Here is a 19,826-nt window from a genome sequence, read left to right as displayed (position 1 = left end):
AAAAACTGCAATTTTCGCAGCCTGCGCGGTACAGCGTCCGCCGTCGCCTGCTCGCCCAGCCCGGCAGTTTGCTAGAGAAAGCGTTCGAGCAGCTTGCGCGAGGCGCGGTCGAGCACCTTCACATCGGGAATGCGGAACTGCACGCCATGAGCGCTGGCGATCAGCAATGCGCCCCCCTCGAGCCGGCGGATATCCTCCTCGGCCTTGAGCACGAAGCTGGTGTCGCCGCGGTCGGTGCTCACCGTCCAGGTGCTGGGCACGCCGAAGCTCGAGACGGCGTGCAGCTTCAGCAGCGTGGGCGCGAAATCGCGCACCGCCAGTTCCTCCTCGATCAATGCGCGGGTCGGAGGCGGCAGCGCTTCGACGCGATCGATCCAGACCAACTCGCGGCCCTCGCTGCCGACCAGTGACACACCCTCGCCGGGCGCACTGAGCGGAAAGGCCCGCACGGGCGTGACGCCGACGTGGCGCTCGCCCTCCGCATCGGTCAGCACCAGGCGGCCAAAAGTGTCGCGTTCCAGACCGAAAACGGGAATATTGGTGTCGTCGATGTTGCTCATCACGCGTCTCCCGCTGGGTGGGCCGCATGGCTGACCAGCGGCAACTGGGCGCCGGCGCGTTCATCGATTGCACCTTCGCTCGCTTCTTCGTCGGCCTGGCGCAGCTGCGCCTGGTAGAGCCGCCAATAGGCGCCCTGCTTCGCCATCAAGGCGTCGTGCGGGCCCACCTCGACCACCTCGCCCCGGTCCATCACCACCAGCCGATCGGCCTTGCGCAGCGTCGACAGGCGGTGCGCAATGGCGATGGTGGTGCGGCCCTGTACGAGGTTGTCGAGCGCCTTCTGGATCTCCTTCTCGGTCTCGGTGTCCACGGCCGAAGTCGCTTCGTCGAGGATCAATATACGCGGGTCGATCAGGAGGGCGCGCGCGATGCTGATGCGCTGGCGCTCGCCGCCCGAAAGCCCCTGCCCGCGCTCGCCCACGAGCGAGTCGTAGCCGTGCGGCAAGCGCAGGATGAAGTCGTGCGCATGCGCGGCACGCGCGGCGGCCACCACCTCCTGGCGCGTGGCGTCGGGCTTGCCGTAGGCGATGTTCTGCGCAATGGTGCCGAAGAAGAGAAACGGCTCCTGCAGCACCAGCCCGACATGGCACCGGTAGTCGGCCACGGCAAAGCGGCGGATGTCGGTGCCGTCGACCTTGATGGCGCCGTCGGTCACGTCGTAGAAGCGGCAGATCAGGTTGACCAGCGTGCTCTTGCCCGAGCCGCTGTGGCCCACCAGGCCGATCATCTCGCCAGGTTCGATGGTCAGGTCGAGGTCGCGGATCACCGCGCGCGAGCCATAGCGAAAGCCCAGCCCGCTCATGTCGATGCGCCCCTGCACGCGCTCGATCTTCACCGGGTTGGCCGGCTCGGGCACGTTGCTCACGTGGTCGAGGATGTCGAAAATGCGCTTGGCGCCGGCCGCCGCTTTCTGCGTGACCGACACGATGCGGCTCATCGAATCGAGCCGCGTGTAGAAGCGGCCGATGTACGCGATGAAGGCCGTGAGCACACCCACGGTGATACTGCCGCGCGCCACCTGCCAGATGCCGAAGCCCCAGACCACCAGCAAACCGATTTCGGTCAGCAGCGACACGGTGGGCGTGAACAGCGACCAGGTGCGGTTGAGCTTGTCGTTCACCTGCAGGTTGTAGGCGTTGGCGACGCGGAAGCGCTCGGCCTCGCGGCGCTCCTGTGCAAAGGCCTTGACCACGCGGATGCCGGGGATGGTGTCGGCCAGCACGTTGGTGACCTCCGACCACACGCGGTCGATCTTCTCGAACCCGGTGCGCAGGCGGTCGCGCACCACGTGGATCATCCAGGCAATGAAGGGCAGCGGCACCAGGGTGACCACCGCCAGCAGCGGGTTGATGGACACCAGGATGACCGCGGTCATCACGATCATCAGCACGTCGTTCGCAAAATCGAGTGCGTGCAGCGACAGAAAGACGTTGATGCGGTCGGTTTCCGAACCGATGCGCGCCATCAGGTCGCCGGTGCGCTTGCCGCCGAAGTAATCGAGCGGCAGCGTCAGCAGGTGCTCGTAGGTGGTGGTGCGCAGGTCGGCGCCGATGCGCTCCGACACCAGCGCCAGCAGATAGGTGCGCGCCCAGCCCAAGCCCCAGCCCACCAGTGCCGCGCCGAGCAGCCCGCTCAGATAGAGGCCCACCCGCGCCGGATCGATCTTCTGCCCGTTCTGGAACGGAATCAGGATGTCGTCCATCAACGGGATGGTCAGGTAGGGCGGCACCAGCGTTGCGGCGGTGGAAATCAGCGTCAGCAGAAAGCCCGTGATCAGCTGCTTGCGATAAGGCTTGGCAAAGCGCCCCAGCCGCAGCAGCACCCAGGTCGACGGGGGTTTCTGCAGCTCGGCGTCGGCGCCGGCCAGTTCGTCGCCGTCGGGCTCCGCTGTCACCTCGGCGACAGTGCCGTTCTCGCGCTGTCCGAAGAGCTTGAGCAGGCGCAGCGCGGCCGGCTGGTTGGCCAGCGTGTAACGCCAGCGCGCCAAAAGCCCCCCGGCGCCCATCAATTCGAGCGTTCCGACGCCCGAATGGTCGCTCAACTGCAAACCGAGCGACGAATCTGATAGTGTCCACTCACACCACTGGCCGTCCGGTTGCAGCGCCAGCAGGCGCCGATCGGTGAGGGCCACGAGACCAAAGGTAAACAGAAGTTCATCGTCGAGGTCAACCGGTAATGTGACCAGAACGTTTTCCGCGACTGCGAGCCGGCTTTTCAGCGCGTCTGAGGCCGCCTCGGTTTCGCCCTCCCGGGCGCCGACTGGATCGTGATGTTGCATTGTGTTTCTTTGACTCTTGCCCGTCGCGGGCCGCATGGACCGCTTCATGGCGTCCTTAGTCGGGCGCCGATTCTGACCGATTGCCATGGGCGCGCTTGAAGGCGCCGTGGTGCTCGGCCAAAGCACATCGAACGTTTGCATGACCCGTTTCGACGACATCCGCCTGTTGCGCATCAATTATTTGCGCGGTCCCAACCTCTGGACGTACCGGCCCGTGCTGGAAGTCTGGCTCGATCTGGGCCAGCTGGAAGACTACCCGTCCAACAAGATCGACGGCTTCACCGACCGCATCACGGCCCTGCTGCCGGCGCTCATCGAGCATCACTGCGGCGTGGGCGAGCGCGGCGGCTTCATCCAGCGGCTGACCGAAGGCACCTGGTCGGGCCACGTGCTCGAGCACGTGGTGATCGAACTCTTGAACCTGGCCGGCATGCCGACCGGCTTCGGCCAGACCCGCAGTACCTCGGAGCACGGCGTCTACCGCATGGTGTTCCGCGCGCGCGACGAGCAGGTGGCCCGGGTGGCGCTGGCCGAAGGCCACCGCCTGCTGATGGCCGCCATCAACAACGACCCGTTCACTGCCCATGACGTGCAAAAAGCCGTCGATGCAGTCAAGGCCAAGGTCGAGGACTGCTACCTCGGCCCGAGCACCGCGGCCATCGTGTCCGCCGCCACCGACCGCGGCATTCCGCACATGCGACTGAACAGCGGCAACCTGGTGCAGCTGGGCTATGGCGCCAACCAGCAGCGCATCTGGACTGCCGAGACCGACTACACCAGCGCCATTGGCGAATCCATCGCCAGCGACAAGGAACTGACCAAGTCGCTGCTCGCGAGCTGCGGCGTGCCGGTGCCCGAGGGCCAGGTGGTGGCCAACGCCGAAGAAGCCTGGGAAGCCGCCGAGGACATCGGCCTGCCGGTAGCCGTGAAGCCGTCGGACGCCAACCACGGCCGCGGCGTGTCGCTCGAACTCACCACGCGCGAAGAAGTCATGGCCGCCTTTGCGGTCGCCGAGCCCGAGGGCAGCGACGTGATGGTCGAGCGCTTCATCCGCGGCCACGAACACCGCCTGCTGGTGGTGGGCGGCGAAGTGGTGGCCGCCGCGCGCGGCGAGATCATCACCGTCACGGGCGACGGCAAGAGCACCGTGGCCGAGCTGATCGAGAAGCAGCTCAACAGCGACCCGCGCCGCGGCGCCGAAGAGGAATACCCGCTCGACCTGATCGTGCTGGACACCGACGCCAAGCTGCAACTCGAACTCAAGCGCCAGGAGCTCGACGGCACTTCGGTGCCGGCCGCCGGCCGCGTGGTCACGATCCAGCGCAACGGCAACATGGCCAACGACTGCACCGACATGGTCCACCCCGAAGTCGCGCATGCCGCCGTGCTGGCCGCGCGGGTGGTGGGCCTCGACATCGCCGGCATCGACCTGGTGGCGCAGGACATCGGCAAGCCGCTCGGCCCGCAGCGCGGCGCCATCGTCGAAGTGAACGCCGGCCCTGGCCTCTTGATGCACCTGAAGCCGGCCGTCGGTTCGCCGCGCCCGGTGGGCCGCGCCATCTGCGACCACCTGTTTCCCAATGACGCGCCGGGCCGCATTCCGGTCGTCGGCGTGGCCGGCTCCAAGGACACCGCCGTGCTCGCGCGCCTGGTCGCCTGGCTCATCAACCTGGGCGGGCGCCACACGGGCCTGGCCTGCCGCGACGGCCTGTTCCTGGAGCGCCGCCGCGTCGACGCGCGCAACAGCGCCAACTGGGACGCCGGCCACCGCCTGCTCGTGAACCGCGCCGTGCAGGCGGTGGTGATCGAGAACGGCGCCGAGACCATCCTGCGCGACGGCCTCGCCTACGACCGCTGCGAAGTCGGCATCGTGACCGACCTCGAAGGCGCAGAAGCGCTGGCCGACTACGACATCACCGAGAGCGACCAGTTGGTGAAGGTGCTGCGCACTCAGGTCGACGTGGTGCTCGGCGAAGGCACGGCCGTGCTGAACGCGGGCGATCCGCGCGTGGCCGGCCTGGCGCCGCTGTGCGACGGCGCTGTCATTCTTTACGCCGCCGATCCGCAAGCCGCCGCGCTCACCGCGCACCAGGCCGCCGGCGGCAAGGCCGTGCTGGTGCGGCAAGACCGCGTGGTGCTGGCCAACGGCAGCAGCGAATCTTTCTTGCCGGGTCTCGGCCGCCTGACCATCTGGCGCGCCACCCACGCGGGCGTCAGCCTCGAGAGCCTCTTGGCGGCCGTGGCCGCGGCCTGGGCACTGGGCATTCCGCTGAACCTCATCGGCGCCGGCGTCGAAGCCTTCGAGGCCGACCTGCAGGCGGCGCTGGCCTCTCTGCAGCTTTCGCAGACGCAGCCGCTTTCGTCACAACCACAATTTGCCTGATGCGCGTCGCCCCATGAAAGTCACCCGTACCCGTGCCCTGCGCGGTCCCAATCTCTGGAGCCGCCACACCGCCATCGAAGCCGTGGTTGCCTGCGAAGGCAATGAGAACGCCATCAGCCGGCTGCCGGGCTTCGAAGCCCGCCTGCGTGCGCGGTTTCCCACCATCGGCGAACTGCATCCAATGGTGCTGGGTCAGCCGCTGGCATTGGCACACGTGCTCGAGAACGCCGCCGTGGCGCTGCAGTCGCAAGCCGGCTGCGCCGTCAACTTCGGCCACACCGCGCCCACGGTCGAAGAAGGCGTTTACCAGGTCGCCTTCCAGTACAGTGAAGAAGCCGTCGGACGCCGCGCTCTCGCACTGGCCGAAGAGTTGATCACGGCCGCGCTGGCCGACGCACCCTTCGACGCTACCGCCGCCATCACCGAGCTGCGCGACCTCGACGAATCCGAGCGCCTCGGCCCGAGCACCGGCTCCATCGCCGATGCCGCCTTGGCGCGGGGCATTCCTTACCGCCGTCTCACCAGCGGCAGCCTGGTGCAGTTTGGCTGGGGTTCCAAGCAGCGCCGCATCCAGGCGGCCGAAATCGACAGCACCAGCGGCGTGGCCGAATCGATCGCGCAGGACAAGGAGCTCACCAAGCAGTTGCTCAATGCCGCGGGCGTGCCCGTGCCGCTGGGCCGCCCCGTCTCCGATGCCGAAGACGGCTGGGCCGCGGCCATGGAAATCGGCCTGCCCGTGGTCGTGAAGCCGCAGGACGGCAACCAAGGCAAGGGCGTCACGGTCAACATCACGACGCGCGAGCAGCTCACGGCCGCCTACGACTCCGCCGCGGCATACGGCGAAGTGATGGTCGAGAAATTTCTGCCGGGCTTCGACTTCCGGCTGCTGGTGGTGGGTGACCGGCTCGTGGCCGCCGCGCGGCGCGACCCGCCGAACGTGATCGGCGACGGCAGTTCCACCGTGCGCCAGCTGGTAGACACCGTCAACCTCGACCCGCGCCGCGGCGAAGGGCATGCTACGTCGCTCACCAAGATCCGGCTCGACGACATCGCCGTCGGCCGGCTCGAAGCCCAGGGCCTCACGCCCGACAGCGTGCCCGAACGCGGCCAGCGCGTGGTGCTGCGCAACAACGCCAACCTGTCCACCGGCGGCACCGCCACCGACGTGACCGACACCGTGCACCCCGAAGTCGCCGCACGCGCGGTCGACGCGGCGCAGATGGTCGGGCTGCACATCTGCGGCGTCGACATGGTGTGCGAGAACGTGCTGCGTCCGCTCGAAGAACAACATGGCGGCGTGGTCGAAGTGAATGCCGCGCCGGGCCTGCGCATGCACATCTCGCCTTCGTTCGGCCGCGGCCGCGCGGTCGGCGAGGCCATCATGGACACGCTCTTCGCACCCGGCGACGATGGCCGCATTCCGGTGGTGGCCGTTACCGGCACCAACGGCAAGACCACCACGGCGCGCCTCATCAACCACCTGCTCGCATCGAGCGGCCTGCGCACCGGCATGACCAACACCGACGGCGTGTACGTCGACGGGCGCCAGACCGACAGCGGCGACTGCAGCGGCCCCAAGAGCGCGCGCAACGTGCTCATGCACCCCGACGTGGATGCGGCCGTGTTCGAAGTGGCGCGCGGTGGCGTGCTGCGCGAAGGCCTCGGCTTCGACCGCTGCGAGGTGGCCGTGGTCACCAACATCGGCAGCGGCGACCACCTGGGCCTGAACTACATCACCACGGTCGAAGATCTCGCGGTGCTCAAGCGCGTGGTGGTTCGCAACGTCGCGACCGACGGCTACGCGGTGCTCAACGCCGCCGATGTCAACGTGGCCGCCATGGCCGCGGGCTGTCCCGGCCACGTGATCTTCTTCACCGCCGATCGCCAGCATCCGGTGATGGCCACGCACCGCGCACAGGGCAAGCGCACCGTGTACGTCGACCAGGACACGCTGGTCGCGGCCGAAGGCTCGTGGCGCGAACGCATCCCGCTGCGCGACGTGCCAATCACGCGCAACGGCACCATCGGCTTCCAGGTCGACAACGTGATGGCCTCGGTGGCCGCGGCCTGGGCCGTGGGCCTCGACTGGGACACCATCCGCAGTGGCCTCGCGAGCTTCATGAACGACGCGGCCGGCGTGCCGGGACGCTTCAACGTGATGGACTACCGCGGCGCCACCGTGATCGCCGACTACGGCCACAACACCGACGCCATGCGCGCGCTGGTGTCCGCCGTGGACACCATGCCGGCCAACAAGCGCTCTGTGGTGATCAGCGGCGCAGGCGACCGGCGCGATTCCGACATCCGCGACCAGACCGCCATCCTGGGCCAGGCCTTCGACGACGTCATCCTGTACCAGGATGCAGCCCAGCGGGGCCGTGCCGACGGCGAGGTCATGGCGCTATTGCGCCAGGGCCTGCAAGGCGCGGCGCGCACGCGCTACATCGACGAGATCCGCGGCGAGTTCGTTGCCATCGACACCGCGCTCGCGCGGCTGAAGCCTGGCGACTTGTCGCTGATCCTGGTCGACCAGGTCGAAGAAGCGCTCGCGCACCTCGCGCAGCGCATCGCGGCGGGCTGACGCGCCACGGGCCGGCCACTGCCGGCCCCATGCCGGACACGTCCCACACGCATGGGCGAGTCTGGCCGGGTCTGCTGTCTGTGCAGTCCCACACCCTGCAAGGGGTGCACCGGACCACACTGCGGGTCCGGTCGCGCTTTCGGAGGGCGCGCCTCAATCAGGAGCACCCGATGACAACAACAGTTCGTTCCACCCTTTCTGCTGCCGCGCTTTTTGCAGCAGTTTTCAGCGCGTCGATTGCAGAGGCGCAGGCACCCGGCTCCGCCGAGCGCGCACAGCAGGAGCGCGCCACCTGCGATGGCGTGCAGCAGGACCGCGCCGCATGCCTTCGCGAAGCCGGCGCCGCGCGGCAGGAGGCCGCACGCAATGGCCTCACCAGCGTCGGCCCCGGCCGCGTCGATGCCAATGCCATGGCGCGTTGCCGCGAGCAGCCAGCGGCCGACCGCGCCGATTGCGAAGCGCGCCTGCAGGGCGGCGCACGCACCAGCACCGAAGGCAGCGTGATGGGTGGCGGGATCATCCGCGAAACCGTGACCCCGCTGCCGCCGCAACCCGTGATGCCCACGCGTTGAACGTCGGCCGCGCTGAATCCGGCGCGGCCTGCCTCGTCCAATATTTTTGTTCTCTTGTTTCAGGTCACTCCAAGGAGCTCACCATGAACAGCACCACCCGTTCGATGATTGCCGCCCTCATTGCCGTGGGCGGTATTGCCGCGGCCACGTCGGCCTCGGCCCAGCAGCCGCGCCGCGGCGATTCCACCTACCAGCAGGAGCTCTCGGTCTGCGGCCGCAACCAGCAAGACCGCGCGGCCTGCATTCGCGAGGCCGGCGCCGCACGCCAGGAAGCCGCACGCGGCGGGCTGACCAGCGCGCCCGACTACCGCCGCAATGCCCTTGCGCGCTGCACCCTGCAACCGCCGGCCGACCGCGCTGACTGCGAGGCCCGCGTACTCGGCGGCAGCGGCAACGCCAGCGGCAATGTCGATGGCAGCGTGATGGGCGGCGGCGTGATTCGCGAGTCCGTCACCACCGTGGTCATGCCCGCACCCGCCGTGATGCCGGCCCCGGCACCAGAACCTTCGCGGATGCCACCGCCGGCCGTGGCGCCGATGGCACCTATGGCTCCCGCGCCTATGGAGCCGATGCCTATGCCGGCGCCGATGACGCCTGTTCGCTGACGCACAAACAAAGCCGTCTGTCTTGTGCGGCGCCGCCGCCCTGTGATGAGGGCGGCGGCCCGCTCACATCACGCGCAAGCGCGCCGTGATGACCCCGCTTGTCACGAGACTGTCATAAAGCATGGCCGCGCGCTAGCTATAGTTCTAGCTCTCTGCCTACCGAGAAACTCTTTCCCATGAATGCCATCAAGGTCGCTCGCCGATTCATCGAAACGGACCCGTCCAACGAATCGGCCAAGATCCTGGCGCAGCTCGTGTTGGCGCTCGAATCCGAACGCAGCTTCGAGCTGGTCACGCTCTACAGCCTGGACTACAAGAGCTTCGAACTGGCCATGGACATCCTGAAGGAATGGCGGCTCGATCGCTATTACGCGAGCAAGTCGAAGCTGTTCGACCTGTCGCTGCAGGTCAGCGAACTCGAGAATAGCTGAGCGCCCTTCCCTTTCTTTTTCCTCTTCTCTTCCTCAACGCCCCCAGCGCAGCACCAGCGGGTCCAGCCGTTTGGCGGTTTCGATCAGGCCTGCGCGCGTGTCGAGGTGCATCGCCGGCAGCGGGTGACGCGGCGCCTCGCAAGCGATCACGCCGCCCTCCTTCATCAGCGCCTTGCAAGCCAGCAGCCCGGCCTGGCGGTTCTCGTAGTTGATGAGCGGCAACCATTGCTGGTACAGCGCGAAGGCTTTCTCGCGGTCGCCCGCGCGGTGCGCCTCGATGATGGGACGAATGCCATCGGGAAAGCCGCCGCCCGTCATCGAGCCGGTGGCGCCCGCATCCAGGTCCGGCATGAGCGTGATGGCTTCCTCGCCGTCCCATGGGCCTTCGATGGCATCGCCACCCAGGCGGATCAGTTCGCGGAGCTTGGAAGCCGCCCCCGCGGTCTCGATCTTGAAGTACGCCACGTGCTCGAGCTCGCGCGCCATGCGTGCCAGGAAAGCGGCCGATAGCACGGTGCCGCTCGCAGGCGCGTCCTGAATCATGATCGGGATGCCCACCGCATCCGAGAGACCGGCGTAGAACTCGAAGATCTGCGGCTCCGGCACGCGGAAGGTGGCGCCGTGATAGGGCGGCATCACCATCAGCATGGCGGCGCCCATGTCTTGCGCGCGCCGGCTGCGTTCAGCGCAGATGCGGGTGCTGTAGTGGGTGGTGGTGACGATCACCGGCACGCGGCCGGCCACGTGCTCGAGCACCGTGCGCGTGAGCACCTCGCGCTCTTCGTCGGAGAGCACGAACTGTTCCGAGAAGTTGGCGAGGATGCAGAGGCCGTCGGAGCCCGCATCGATCATGAAATCGACGCAGCGCTTCTGGCTTTCGAGATCGAGCGCGCCCTGTTCGGTGAAGGTGGTGGGCACCACCGGGAAGATGCCACGGTATCTGGGAGTCATGATGGATCAGTGTGAGTGACGGGGAACGGCGGAGCCTCTGCAGCCCACCAGAAAGTCGAAGTCGCAGCCTTCATCGGCCTGCAGCACATGGTTGACGTAGAGCTTCTGGTAGCCGCCGCCGCGCGTACTCATCGGCTGTGCATCGGTGCTGGTGAGCGCAGCCAGGCGCGCCGCCAGTTCTTCGTCGCTGATGTCCAGGTGCAGCCGGCCCGCATCGCAGTCGAGCTCGATCCAGTCGCCGTCGCGCACCGCGGCCAAAGGCCCGCCGTCCGCCGCTTCAGGAGCGACGTGCAGCACGACGGTGCCATAGGCCGTGCCGCTCATGCGCGCGTCCGAGATGCGCACCATGTCCTTCACGCCTTGGCGCAGCAACTTCGGTGGCAGCCCCATGTTGCCCACCTCGGCCATGCCGGGATAGCCCTTCGGGCCGCAGTTCTTCAGCACCATCACCGAACTCGCATCGACATCGAGCGATTCGTCGACGATGCGCTCCTTGTAGTGTTCGAGGTTCTCGAACACCACCGCGCGGCCCCGGTGCTTCAGCAACTCGGGCGACGCCGCGGAGGGCTTGAGCACCGCGCCGCGCGGCGAGAGATTGCCGCGCAGGATGCGAATGCCGCCATCGGCAATCAGCGGGTTGTCCAGGGGGCGGATCACCTCGTCGTTGAGGCTCGGCGCGTCGCGCACGTTGTCCCAGAGCGACTGGCCGTTGACGGTGAGCGCATCCGGGTGCGGCAAGAGACCGCTTTCACCCAGGCGGCGCAACACGGCTGGCAGGCCGCCCGCGTAGTAGAACTCCTCCATCAGGAATCGGCCTGAGGGCTGCAGATCGACGATGGTGGGCGTGTCGCTACCGATGCGCGTCCAGTCCTCGAGTTCGAGATCGACGCCGATGCGCCCCGCAATCGCCTTCAGGTGGATCACCGCATTGGTCGATCCGCCGATGGCGGCGTTGACGCGAATGGCGTTCTCGAAGGCCTCGCGCGTGAGGATCTTCGACAGCGTGAGCCCTTCCTTTGCCATCTCCACTGCGCGCATGCCCGACATCTGGGCGAGCACGTAGCGCCGCGCATCGACCGCCGGAATCGCGGCGTTGTGCGGCAGCGAAGTGCCCAGCGCCTCGGCCATGCAGGCCATGGTCGAAGCGGTACCCATGGTGTTGCAGGTGCCCGCCGAGCGCGACATGCCGCCTTCGGCCGAGAGGAACTGATGCAGGTTGATCTCGCCGGCCTTGAGCGACTCGTGAAGCTGCCACACGGCCGTGCCCGAGCCGATGTTCTTGCCTTCGAGCTTGCCGTTCAACATGGGTCCGCCCGTGACGACGATGGCCGGGATGTCGCAGCTCGCGGCACCCATCAGCAGTGCGGGTGTGGTCTTGTCGCAGCCCGTGAGCAGCACCACCGCATCGACCGGGTTGCCGCGAATGGCTTCTTCCACGTCCATGCTCGCGAGATTGCGCGTGAGCATGGCCGTGGGCCGCAGGTTCGATTCGCCGTTGGAGAACACCGGAAACTCGACCGGAAAACCGCCCGCTTCCGAGATGCCGCGCTTCACATGCTCGGCAATCTTGCGGAAGTGCGCATTGCAGGGCGTGAGCTCCGACCAGGTGTTGCAGATGCCGACGATCGGCCGACCATCGAACTCGTGGTCCGGTATGCCCTGGTTCTTCATCCAGCTGCGGTACATGAAGCCGTTCTTGTCGGCCGAACCGAACCATTCGGTCGAGCGAAGCTTCTTCTTGGGGTTTTGGTCCGGCATGCGGAAATTTCCTGAAGGCGAGAGAGAAATGAAAAGAAAGCGCGTCAGCGCCGTGGCGCACGCGAAGTGAAGAAGCGCTGCAGCAGGCAGAACACGAAGAGCAGCGCGCCCACGACGATGCGTGTCCACCACGAGCTCAGCGTGCCGTCGAAGGAAATCAGCGTCTGGATGATCCCGAGCATCAGCACGCCGAAGAGCGTGCCCGCCACATAGCCCACGCCGCCCGTGAGCAGCGTGCCGCCGATCACCACCGCCGCGATGGCATCGAGCTCCAGCCCGAGTGCATGCAGGCCGTAGCCCGAGAGCATGTAGAAGGTGAAGATCACGCCCGCCAGCGCCGAGCAGAAACCCGACAGCGTGTAGACGCCAACGAGCGTGGAGCGTACCGGCAGGCCCATCAGCATGGCCGAATGCTCGCTGCCGCCAATGGCATACACCGTGCGGCCGAAGGGTGTGCAATGCGCAATGAAGACCGCCGCCAGCAGCACCGCAATGGCAATCACAGCGCTGATCGACAGCGAAGCCTCTCCCCACACCGGAATGCGGATCTGCGAAACCTCGGAATAGAACGCGTTGGTGATGCTGATCGAATCGATGCTGATCAGGTAGCACAGTCCGCGCGCCAGGAACATGCCCGCCAGCGTGACGATGAAGGGCTGCAGCCTGAAGCGTTCGATAAGCAGGCCCATGAACGCGCCGAAGGCCGTGCCCATGGCCAGCACCAGCGGAATCACCACCACGGGGCTCCAGCCGTGCTTCTCGACCAACGAGGCCGACACCATCGTGGTGAGCGCGATCACCGAGCCCACCGAGAGATCGATGCCCCCCGAAAGGATGACGAAGGTCATGCCTACGGCAACGACGATCAGGAACGCGTTGTCGATCAGCAGGTTGAGGAACACCTGCGCCGAGAAGAAGCCGTCGTAGAACACCGAGCCCAGCGTCGCCATCAGCACGAACAGCGAGATGGTCGCCGCGAGCGGCAAGTACTTCGGATTGAGCCCCGTCTTGCCCCCTCTCCCGCTGGCGGGAGAGGGTTGGGGTGAGGGTGCAGTCTCGATCACCGCGCTCATTGGGTAACCTCCGTGCTGCGCACTGCGGTGCGAGCCCCCTTCGGAACGGCCGGGCGGGAGCTCATGAACTTGCTCCCTCGTGCGCAGGCCGCTGAACCAGCGTACGCACCTCTGCCCTGAACTCCGGCGACTGCAACAGCATCACCGCGAACACCACCACCGCCTTCACGACCAAGTTGATCTCCGGCGGTACGCCCAGCGAGTAGATGGCATAGGTCAGCGTCTGGATGATCAGCGCACCGATCACGCTGCCCATGAGGCTGAAGCGCCCACCCGTAAGCGCCGTGCCGCCCAGCGTCACAGCCAAAATCGCATCGAGTTCGAGCAGTTGTCCCGCGTTGTTGCCGTCTGCGCTCTTGACGTTGGAGCTGATCAACAGGCCCGCGATGCCCGCGCACACGCCGCAGAACGCATAGGCGCCGACGATGAGCCGCCGCGCCTGCACGCCCGCCACCCGCGCCGCCGTCGGGTTGATGCCCACCGCCTGGATGAACAGGCCGAGCGCCGTGCGCGTGATGGCCAGGTACAGCAGAACGAAGACCGCCGCCACGATGAACAGCGAGAACGGCAGTCCCAGCAGATAGCCGCTGCCCAGGAAGAAGAACGGCTTGTAGTAGATCGTGATGATCTGCCCGTCAGCGATGAGCTGCGCGATACCGCGGCCCGCCACCATGAGGATCAGCGTCGCGATGATCGGCTGCATGCCGACCTTGGCGACGAGCATTCCGTTCCAGAGGCCGCACAAAAGCGCAATGCCCAAGGCAGCCGCAATGGCCAGCCACATCGGAAAACGGCTCACGTCGCTCGCCACGGAGCCGCCGATCATCCAGGCAGCCAGTGCCGCCGCAATGGCGACCACCGCGCCCACCGAAATGTCGATGCCGCGCGTGGCAATGACGAGCGTCATGCCCAGCGACACCAGCACCAGCGGCGCCGCGCGATTCACGATGTCGATCAGGCTGCCGTAGAGATGGCCGTCGCGCCATTCGAGGTGCAGGAAGCTGGCGTTGAATACGGTGTTGACGGCGAGCAGGAGTAGCAGCGTCACGATGGGCCACGCAAGGCGATGACTCATGAAGGAGGAGAGGCGTTTCATGTGTTCTGCCTAGCTCCTTCCCCTTCCGGGGGAAGGTTGGGATGGGGGCAGACGGCGCTTGCGATGGGGCCGCGCTCAATGGAAGGCCGTCGTGCCCCCACCCCTGCCCTCCCCCGGAAGGGAAGGGAGAAAAACAAAGAGATCTTCATGCTGCGGCAATCATTTCGTAGACCTCGTCCTCGGTCGCGCCGCCCGGCAGCTCGCCCACCTTCTTGCGATCGCGCAGCACCACGATGCGATGCGCCACGCGCACCACCTCGCTGATCTCGGAAGAAATGAAGATCACCGCCATGCCCGCGCGCGCGAGCCGCAATATCTCTTCCATGATTTCCTGCTTGGCCGCCACGTCGATGCCGCGCGTGGGCTCGTCAAGGATCAAGAGGCGCGGCTCGGTCGCGAGCCAGCGCGCGATCATGGCCTTTTGCTGGTTGCCGCCCGAGAGCAGGCCGATGGGTGTTTCCACGCTCGCGGTCTTGATGCCCAGCGACTTGACGAAGCGTTCCGCCATCGCGGTCTGCTCTGCATGCGAAAGGAAGCGCCGTGTGCCGAGACGCGCCTGCAGTGCGAGCGCGATGTTTTCGCGCACGGACAGCTCGGCCACGATGCCGTCGGTCTTGCGTTCTTCGGGACACAGGGCAAGCCCTTCGCGGACTGCGTCTGCGGGGTTCGAAAAGCTGACCGTCCGGCCGTCGATCTTCAGCACACCGCGGTCGGGCGTTTCCAGGCCGAACAGCAGACGTGCAAGTTCGGTACGCCCCGCGCCGAGCAGGCCCGCAATGCCGACGACCTCGCCGGCGCGCACACGCAAGTCGGTTGCCTGCAGCTGCCCGGCCTGCCCCAAGCCCTCTGCCTGCAGCAACGCCTGCGCCGTTTCGTCGAGCTGAGGGAGCGCAGCAGGCCGCGCCGACTGAGCCGCGAGCTCCCGCCCCAGCATTGCAGCGATCAGCGCCTGCGGTCCAAGATCAGCGGCACGCCATTCGCCTACCCAGTTGCCGTTGCGCAGCACCGTGATGCGGTCCGACACTGCATACATCTGATTGAGAAAGTGCGTCACGAAGACGATGGCGAGCCCCTCGCCGCGCAGGCGCCGCAGCACCTCGAACAGCTTCTCCACCTCGTCGTCGTCCAGGCTGGAGGTCGGTTCGTCCAGGATCAGCACCTTCGATGACACGCCGAGCGCGCGCGCAATCGCCACCATCTGCTGCACCGCCACCGAATAGCTCGACAGCAGCCGGGTCACGTCGATGTCCAGGCCGATGCGCGCCAACAGCTCCTCGGCACGGCGGTTGACAGCCGCCCAGTCGATGCGAAAACCCTGCACGGCGCCGCAGCGCGGATAGCGACCCGCAAACACGTTCTCGGCCACCGAGAGGTTCGGGCACAGGTTGACCTCTTGGTAGACCGTGCTGATGCCGAGCTTCTGGGCTTCGAGCGGCGAGGCGGGATGAATGGCTTGTCCATCCAGCCATGTCTCGCCGCCGCTCGACGGCAGCACGCCCGTGAGCACCTTGATCAGCGTCGACTTGCCCGCGCCGTTCTGCCCCATGAGCGCGTGGATCTCGCCCGGATAGAGCCGCAGCTGCACGTCGCGCAGCACCGGAATGCCGCCGAACTGCTTGTGGATGCCCCGCAGTTCGAGCACGGGGCTGATGCTGCTCTGGCTCATGCGCTTACTTGTTCTTGTTGTAGACGTCGATGAACACCGCAGCCAGCAGCACCAGGCCCTTGATGACCTGCTGGTAGTCGATGCCGATGCCCAGGATCGACATGCCGTTGTTCATCACGCCCATGATGAAGGCACCGATCACCGCGCCCATCACCCGGCCCACACCGCCCGAGGCCGATGCGCCGCCGATGAAGCAGGCCGCGATCACATCGAGCTCGAAGCCGAGGCCCGCCTTGGGCGTGGCCGTGTTGAGCCGCGCTGCGAACACCAGCCCCGCGAGCGCGGCCAGCGCGCCCATATTCACGAAGGTCAGGAACGCCAGCCGCTGCGTCTTCACGCCCGACAGCCGCGCCGCTTTCTCGTTGCCGCCCAGCGCATAGATGCGTCGGCCGATGGTGGTGCGGTTGGTGACGAAGTCGTACACCACGATCAGCACCGCCATCACGATCAGCACGTTGGGCAGGCCCTTGTAGGTCGAGAGCAGGTAGCTGAAGAAAAGGATGATGCCCGCGAAGAACAGGTTCTTCACCAGGAAGAACGCATAGGGCTCCGTTTCCATGCCGTGCGCCGCGAGCTTGGCCCGGCCGCGCAGCTTGAAGAACACCAGCGCTGCCGCGGCCAGTGCGCCGACCACCAGCGAGGTGATGCGCAGCCCACCGGCATCGAGGCCGCCCAGCGGGTCGGGGATGAAGCCCGAGCTCAGCCGCTGGAACTCGACCGGAAACGGTCCCACCGACTGCCCCGCCAGCAGCGCCAGCGTGAGCCCCTTGAACACCAGCATGCCCGCGAGCGTGACGATGAACGACGGAATCTTTCGGAACGCGACGAACCAGCCCTGCGCCGCGCCGATGACCGCGCCGGCCGCAATGCTGATGATGGCCGTGGGCACGAAATGCCATTCGTACTCGACCATCAGCACCGCCGCCAGCGCGCCGATGAAGCCGCAAACCGAACCCACGGACAGGTCGATGTGGCCCGCCACGATCACCAGCAGCATGCCCAGCGCCATGATGACGACGTAGCTGTTCTGCAGCAGCAGGTTGGTGAGGTTCAGCGGACGCAGCAGCGTGCCGTCGGTCAGCACCTGGAACAGCACCATGATCGCGACCAGCGAGATCAGCATGCCGTATTCGCGCAGGTTGTTCTTCAGGAAGCCGGCGTGCAGCTTGGGGGTGGTCTCCGCAATGGGGACGGCGGCGTTCACCGCCGCGTTGACTTCAGGCTGCGACATGGACGGAACTCCCTGCGCTCACGATGGCGTGCATGATGCGTTCCTGCGAAGCCTCAGCCGCCGTAAATTCGGCCACGAAGCGGCCCTCGTTCATCACGTAGATACGGTCGCACATGCCGAGCAGTTCCGGCAGTTCGGAAGAAATCATGAGAATGCCTTTGCCCTCGCTCGCAAGCTGGTCGATGATGGTGTAGATCTCGTACTTGGCGCCCACGTCGATGCCGCGCGTGGGTTCGTCAAGAATCAATAGTTCGGGCTTGGTGAAGAGCCATTTGCTGAGCACCACCTTCTGCTGGTTGCCACCCGAGAGGTTGACCACCAGCTGTTCCACGCCCGAAGAGCGGATGTTGAGTGCCTTGCGGTAATCGACCGCCACCTTGAATTCGCGTGCGTCGTCGATCACCATGGCGTTGGAAACCGCCTCCAGGTTGGCCAGGCTCACGTTCTTGCGAATGTCTTCCTCGAGCACGAGTCCCAGGCCCTTGCGGTCTTCGGTGACATAGGCAATGCCATGGTCGATGGCCTTGCGCACCGTGTCCACGTCCACCGGCTGGCCGTGCATCAGCACCGTGCCGCTGATGCGCTGGCCGTAGGACTTGCCGAACACGCTCATCGCGAGTTCGGTGCGCCCCGCACCCATGAGGCCCGCGATGCCCACGATTTCGCCTTGGCGCACATGCAGATTCACGCCCTTGATCTGCTCGCGGTCGGCATGCAGCGCATGGTGCACCCGCCAGTCGCGCACCTCGAATACCGTCTCGCCGATCTTCGGATGGCGTTGCGGATAGCGGTGCGCCATGTCCCGGCCGACCATGCCGCGGATGATGCGGTCTTCGCTGATCGGCTGGCCGCGGCAGTCCATCGTCTCCACCGTGGCGCCATCGCGCAGCACGGTGATCGAGTCGGCCACCTTGGCAATTTCGTTGAGCTTGTGCGAGATCAGGATCGACGCGATGCCCTGCCGCTTCAATTCGAGCAGCAGCATCAGCAATGCATCGCTGTCGTTCTCGTTGAGGCTGGCGGTGGGCTCGTCCAGGATCAGCAGCTTGACTTCCTTTGCCAGCGCCTTGGCAATCTCGACCAGCTGCTGCTTGCCCACGCCCAGGTCGGTCACCAGCGTGGTGGGCGGCTCCTTGAGGCCCACCTTCGCCAGCAGGTCGCGGGTCTTCGCATAGGCGGCAAACCAGTCGATCACGCCGCCGCGTGCAATCTCGTTGCCGAGAAAGATGTTCTCGGCAATGGACAGCAGCGGCACCAGCGCCAACTCCTGGTGGATGATGATGATGCCGAGCTTCTCGCTGTCGGCGATGCTCCTGAAGCGGCGCAGCTCGCCCTCGAAGTGGATCTCCCCGGTGTACGAGTCGCACGGGTAGACGCCGCTCAGCACCTTCATGAGCGTCGACTTGCCCGCGCCGTTCTCGCCAACCACCGCATGGATCTCGCCTGCGCGCACCGCCAGGTTGACGTCACTCAGCGCTTTCACGCCGGGAAACGTCTTGGTGATGCCGCGCATCTCGAGGATGCATAAATCCGCTGCCGCCATCGCAATACTCACTTGACCTGGCTTTCCTTGTAGTAGCCGCTGTCGACCAGCACCTGCTTCCAGTTGCCGCCGTCCACGCTCACGGGCTTGAGCAGGTACGAAGGCACCACCTTGATGCCGTTGTTGTAGGTCTTGGTGTCGTTCACCTCGGGCGTCTTGCCCGACAGCATGGCGTCGGCCATGGCCACCGTGACCTTGGCCAGTTCACGCGTGTCCTTGAACACGGTCGAGGTCTGTTCCTTGCGCAGGATCGACTTGACCGACGGGATCTCCGCGTCCTGGCCCGACACCACCGGCATCGGCTGCGAAGCCGAGCCATAGCCCACGCCCTTGAGCGACGACAGGATGCCGATCGACAGGCCGTCGTATGGCGACAGCACCGCATCGACGCGGTCCTTGGTGTAGTAGGCCGACAGCAGGTTGTCCATGCGGGCCTGTGCCACCGCGCCGTCCCAGCGGAGCGTGCCGACCTTGTCCATGCCCATCTGCTTGCTGCGCACCACCAGCTTGCCGCTCTTGATGTACGGATCCAGCACCGACATGGCGCCGTTGTAGAAGAAGAAGGCGTTGTTGTCGTCGGGCGAGCCGCCGAACAGTTCGATGTTGAACGGGCCCTTGCCGTTCTTGAGGCCGAGGGCCGCCTCGATCGACTGTGCCTGCAGCACGCCGACCTGGAAGTTGTCGAAAGTCGCGTAGTAGTCGACGTTCTTCGAGCCCTTGATGAGGCGGTCGTACGCAATGACCTTCACGCCCTTGTCGGCCGCCTTCTGCAGCACGTCGGACAGCGTGGTGCCGTCGATGGCTGCGATGACCAGCACCTTAGAGCCCTTGGTGACCATGTTCTCGATCTGTGCGAGCTGGTTCGGGATGTCGTCGTCGGCGTACTGCAGGTCGGTCTTGTAGCCCTTCTCCTTGAAGTACTTGACCATGTTGGCGCCGTCGGCGATCCAGCGCGCCGACGACTTGGTGGGCATCGAGATGGCGATCAGGCCCTTGTCCTGCGCGTGCGCGAGCGGCGCGATGCCGACGATGACCAGTGCGATGCCTGCGAGCGAGGCCTTGAGGAAATTGCGTTTCATGGTGCGATCCGTTGTTTC

General features: G+C 66.2%; 15 protein-coding genes. 5 read left to right on the top strand and 10 right to left on the bottom strand.

The window, feature by feature from the left end:
• Window positions 1-71: 71 nt before the first annotated feature.
• Entirely contained in the window at window positions 72-560 is a 489-nt protein-coding gene (locus BLR24_RS19165) for a cyanophycin metabolism-associated DUF1854 family protein (protein ID WP_175543306.1), read from the bottom strand.
• Window positions 560-2,839 (bottom strand): cyanophycin metabolism-associated ABC transporter, encoded by a 2,280-nt coding sequence (locus BLR24_RS19160; RefSeq protein ID WP_093019757.1) that lies wholly within the window; start codon window positions 2,837-2,839, stop codon window positions 560-562. Before BLR24_RS19160 ends, BLR24_RS19165 begins: the two co-directional genes overlap by 1 nt.
• Window positions 2,840-2,978: 139 nt before the next feature.
• Between BLR24_RS19160 and cphA (BLR24_RS19155) the strand changes: the two genes are divergently transcribed.
• The 5 genes from cphA (BLR24_RS19155) to BLR24_RS19135 all read left to right on the top strand — a co-directional run bounded on the left by cphA (BLR24_RS19155) (window position 2,979) and on the right by BLR24_RS19135 (window position 9,411).
• A complete protein-coding gene (cphA, locus tag BLR24_RS19155) occupies window positions 2,979-5,222 on the top strand; it encodes a cyanophycin synthetase (protein WP_254787452.1) in 2,244 nt (747 codons plus the stop codon).
• Between the two features lie 13 nt (window positions 5,223-5,235).
• Window positions 5,236-7,803 (top strand): cyanophycin synthetase, encoded by a 2,568-nt coding sequence (gene cphA, locus BLR24_RS19150; protein ID WP_093019753.1) that lies wholly within the window; start codon window positions 5,236-5,238, stop codon window positions 7,801-7,803.
• 170 nt (window positions 7,804-7,973) lie between these two features.
• A complete protein-coding gene (locus tag BLR24_RS19145) occupies window positions 7,974-8,375 on the top strand; it encodes a hypothetical protein (RefSeq protein ID WP_093019751.1) in 402 nt (133 codons plus the stop codon).
• A gap of 83 nt (window positions 8,376-8,458) precedes the next feature.
• Window positions 8,459-8,980 (top strand): hypothetical protein, encoded by a 522-nt coding sequence (locus BLR24_RS19140; protein ID WP_093019749.1) that lies wholly within the window; start codon window positions 8,459-8,461, stop codon window positions 8,978-8,980.
• 176 nt (window positions 8,981-9,156) lie between these two features.
• Window positions 9,157-9,411, top strand: coding sequence for a hypothetical protein (locus tag BLR24_RS19135; protein WP_093019747.1), 255 nt, complete (start codon window positions 9,157-9,159; stop codon window positions 9,409-9,411).
• Window positions 9,412-9,444: 33 nt separating this feature from the next.
• On the opposite strand, the gene BLR24_RS19130 is transcribed toward BLR24_RS19135, so the two are convergent.
• The 8 genes from BLR24_RS19130 to chvE form a co-directional block, all read right to left on the bottom strand.
• A complete protein-coding gene (locus BLR24_RS19130) occupies window positions 9,445-10,362 on the bottom strand; it encodes a dihydrodipicolinate synthase family protein (protein ID WP_093019745.1) in 918 nt (305 codons plus the stop codon).
• Between the two features lie 6 nt (window positions 10,363-10,368).
• Window positions 10,369-12,120, bottom strand: coding sequence for an IlvD/Edd family dehydratase (locus tag BLR24_RS19125; RefSeq protein WP_093019743.1), 1,752 nt, complete (start codon window positions 12,118-12,120; stop codon window positions 10,369-10,371).
• 44 nt (window positions 12,121-12,164) lie between these two features.
• Window positions 12,165-13,193 carry a galactofuranose ABC transporter, permease protein YjfF gene (gene yjfF / locus BLR24_RS19120; RefSeq protein WP_093019741.1) on the bottom strand — a complete coding sequence of 343 codons (1,029 nt, stop codon included), beginning with the start codon at window positions 13,191-13,193 and terminating at the stop codon, window positions 12,165-12,167.
• A gap of 61 nt (window positions 13,194-13,254) precedes the next feature.
• Window positions 13,255-14,289, bottom strand: coding sequence for an ABC transporter permease (locus BLR24_RS19115; RefSeq protein WP_093019739.1), 1,035 nt, complete (start codon window positions 14,287-14,289; stop codon window positions 13,255-13,257).
• Between the two features lie 145 nt (window positions 14,290-14,434).
• The gene (locus BLR24_RS19110) at window positions 14,435-15,955 is read right to left on the bottom strand and encodes a sugar ABC transporter ATP-binding protein (protein WP_093019737.1); all 1,521 of its coding nucleotides are present in this window, start codon (window positions 15,953-15,955) and stop codon (window positions 14,435-14,437) included.
• Between the two features lie 4 nt (window positions 15,956-15,959).
• The gene (mmsB, locus tag BLR24_RS19105; protein WP_093019735.1) at window positions 15,960-17,186 is read right to left on the bottom strand and encodes a multiple monosaccharide ABC transporter permease; all 1,227 of its coding nucleotides are present in this window, start codon (window positions 17,184-17,186) and stop codon (window positions 15,960-15,962) included.
• A complete protein-coding gene (gene mmsA, locus BLR24_RS19100) occupies window positions 17,173-18,729 on the bottom strand; it encodes a multiple monosaccharide ABC transporter ATP-binding protein (RefSeq protein ID WP_093019733.1) in 1,557 nt (518 codons plus the stop codon). Before mmsA ends, mmsB begins: the two co-directional genes overlap by 14 nt.
• An 8-nt stretch (window positions 18,730-18,737) precedes the next feature.
• Window positions 18,738-19,808: a multiple monosaccharide ABC transporter substrate-binding protein gene (gene chvE / locus BLR24_RS19095; RefSeq protein WP_093019731.1), complete on the bottom strand. Its 1,071-nt coding sequence runs from the start codon at window positions 19,806-19,808 to the stop codon at window positions 18,738-18,740.
• Window positions 19,809-19,826: the final 18 nt, after the last annotated feature.

This window comes from Variovorax sp. OV700 (genome assembly GCF_900099805.1).
Classification (GTDB): domain Bacteria; phylum Pseudomonadota; class Gammaproteobacteria; order Burkholderiales; family Burkholderiaceae_C; genus Variovorax.
Note: the sequence above shows the minus strand (reverse complement) of the source record. Positions and strands in the feature narration are given on the sequence as shown.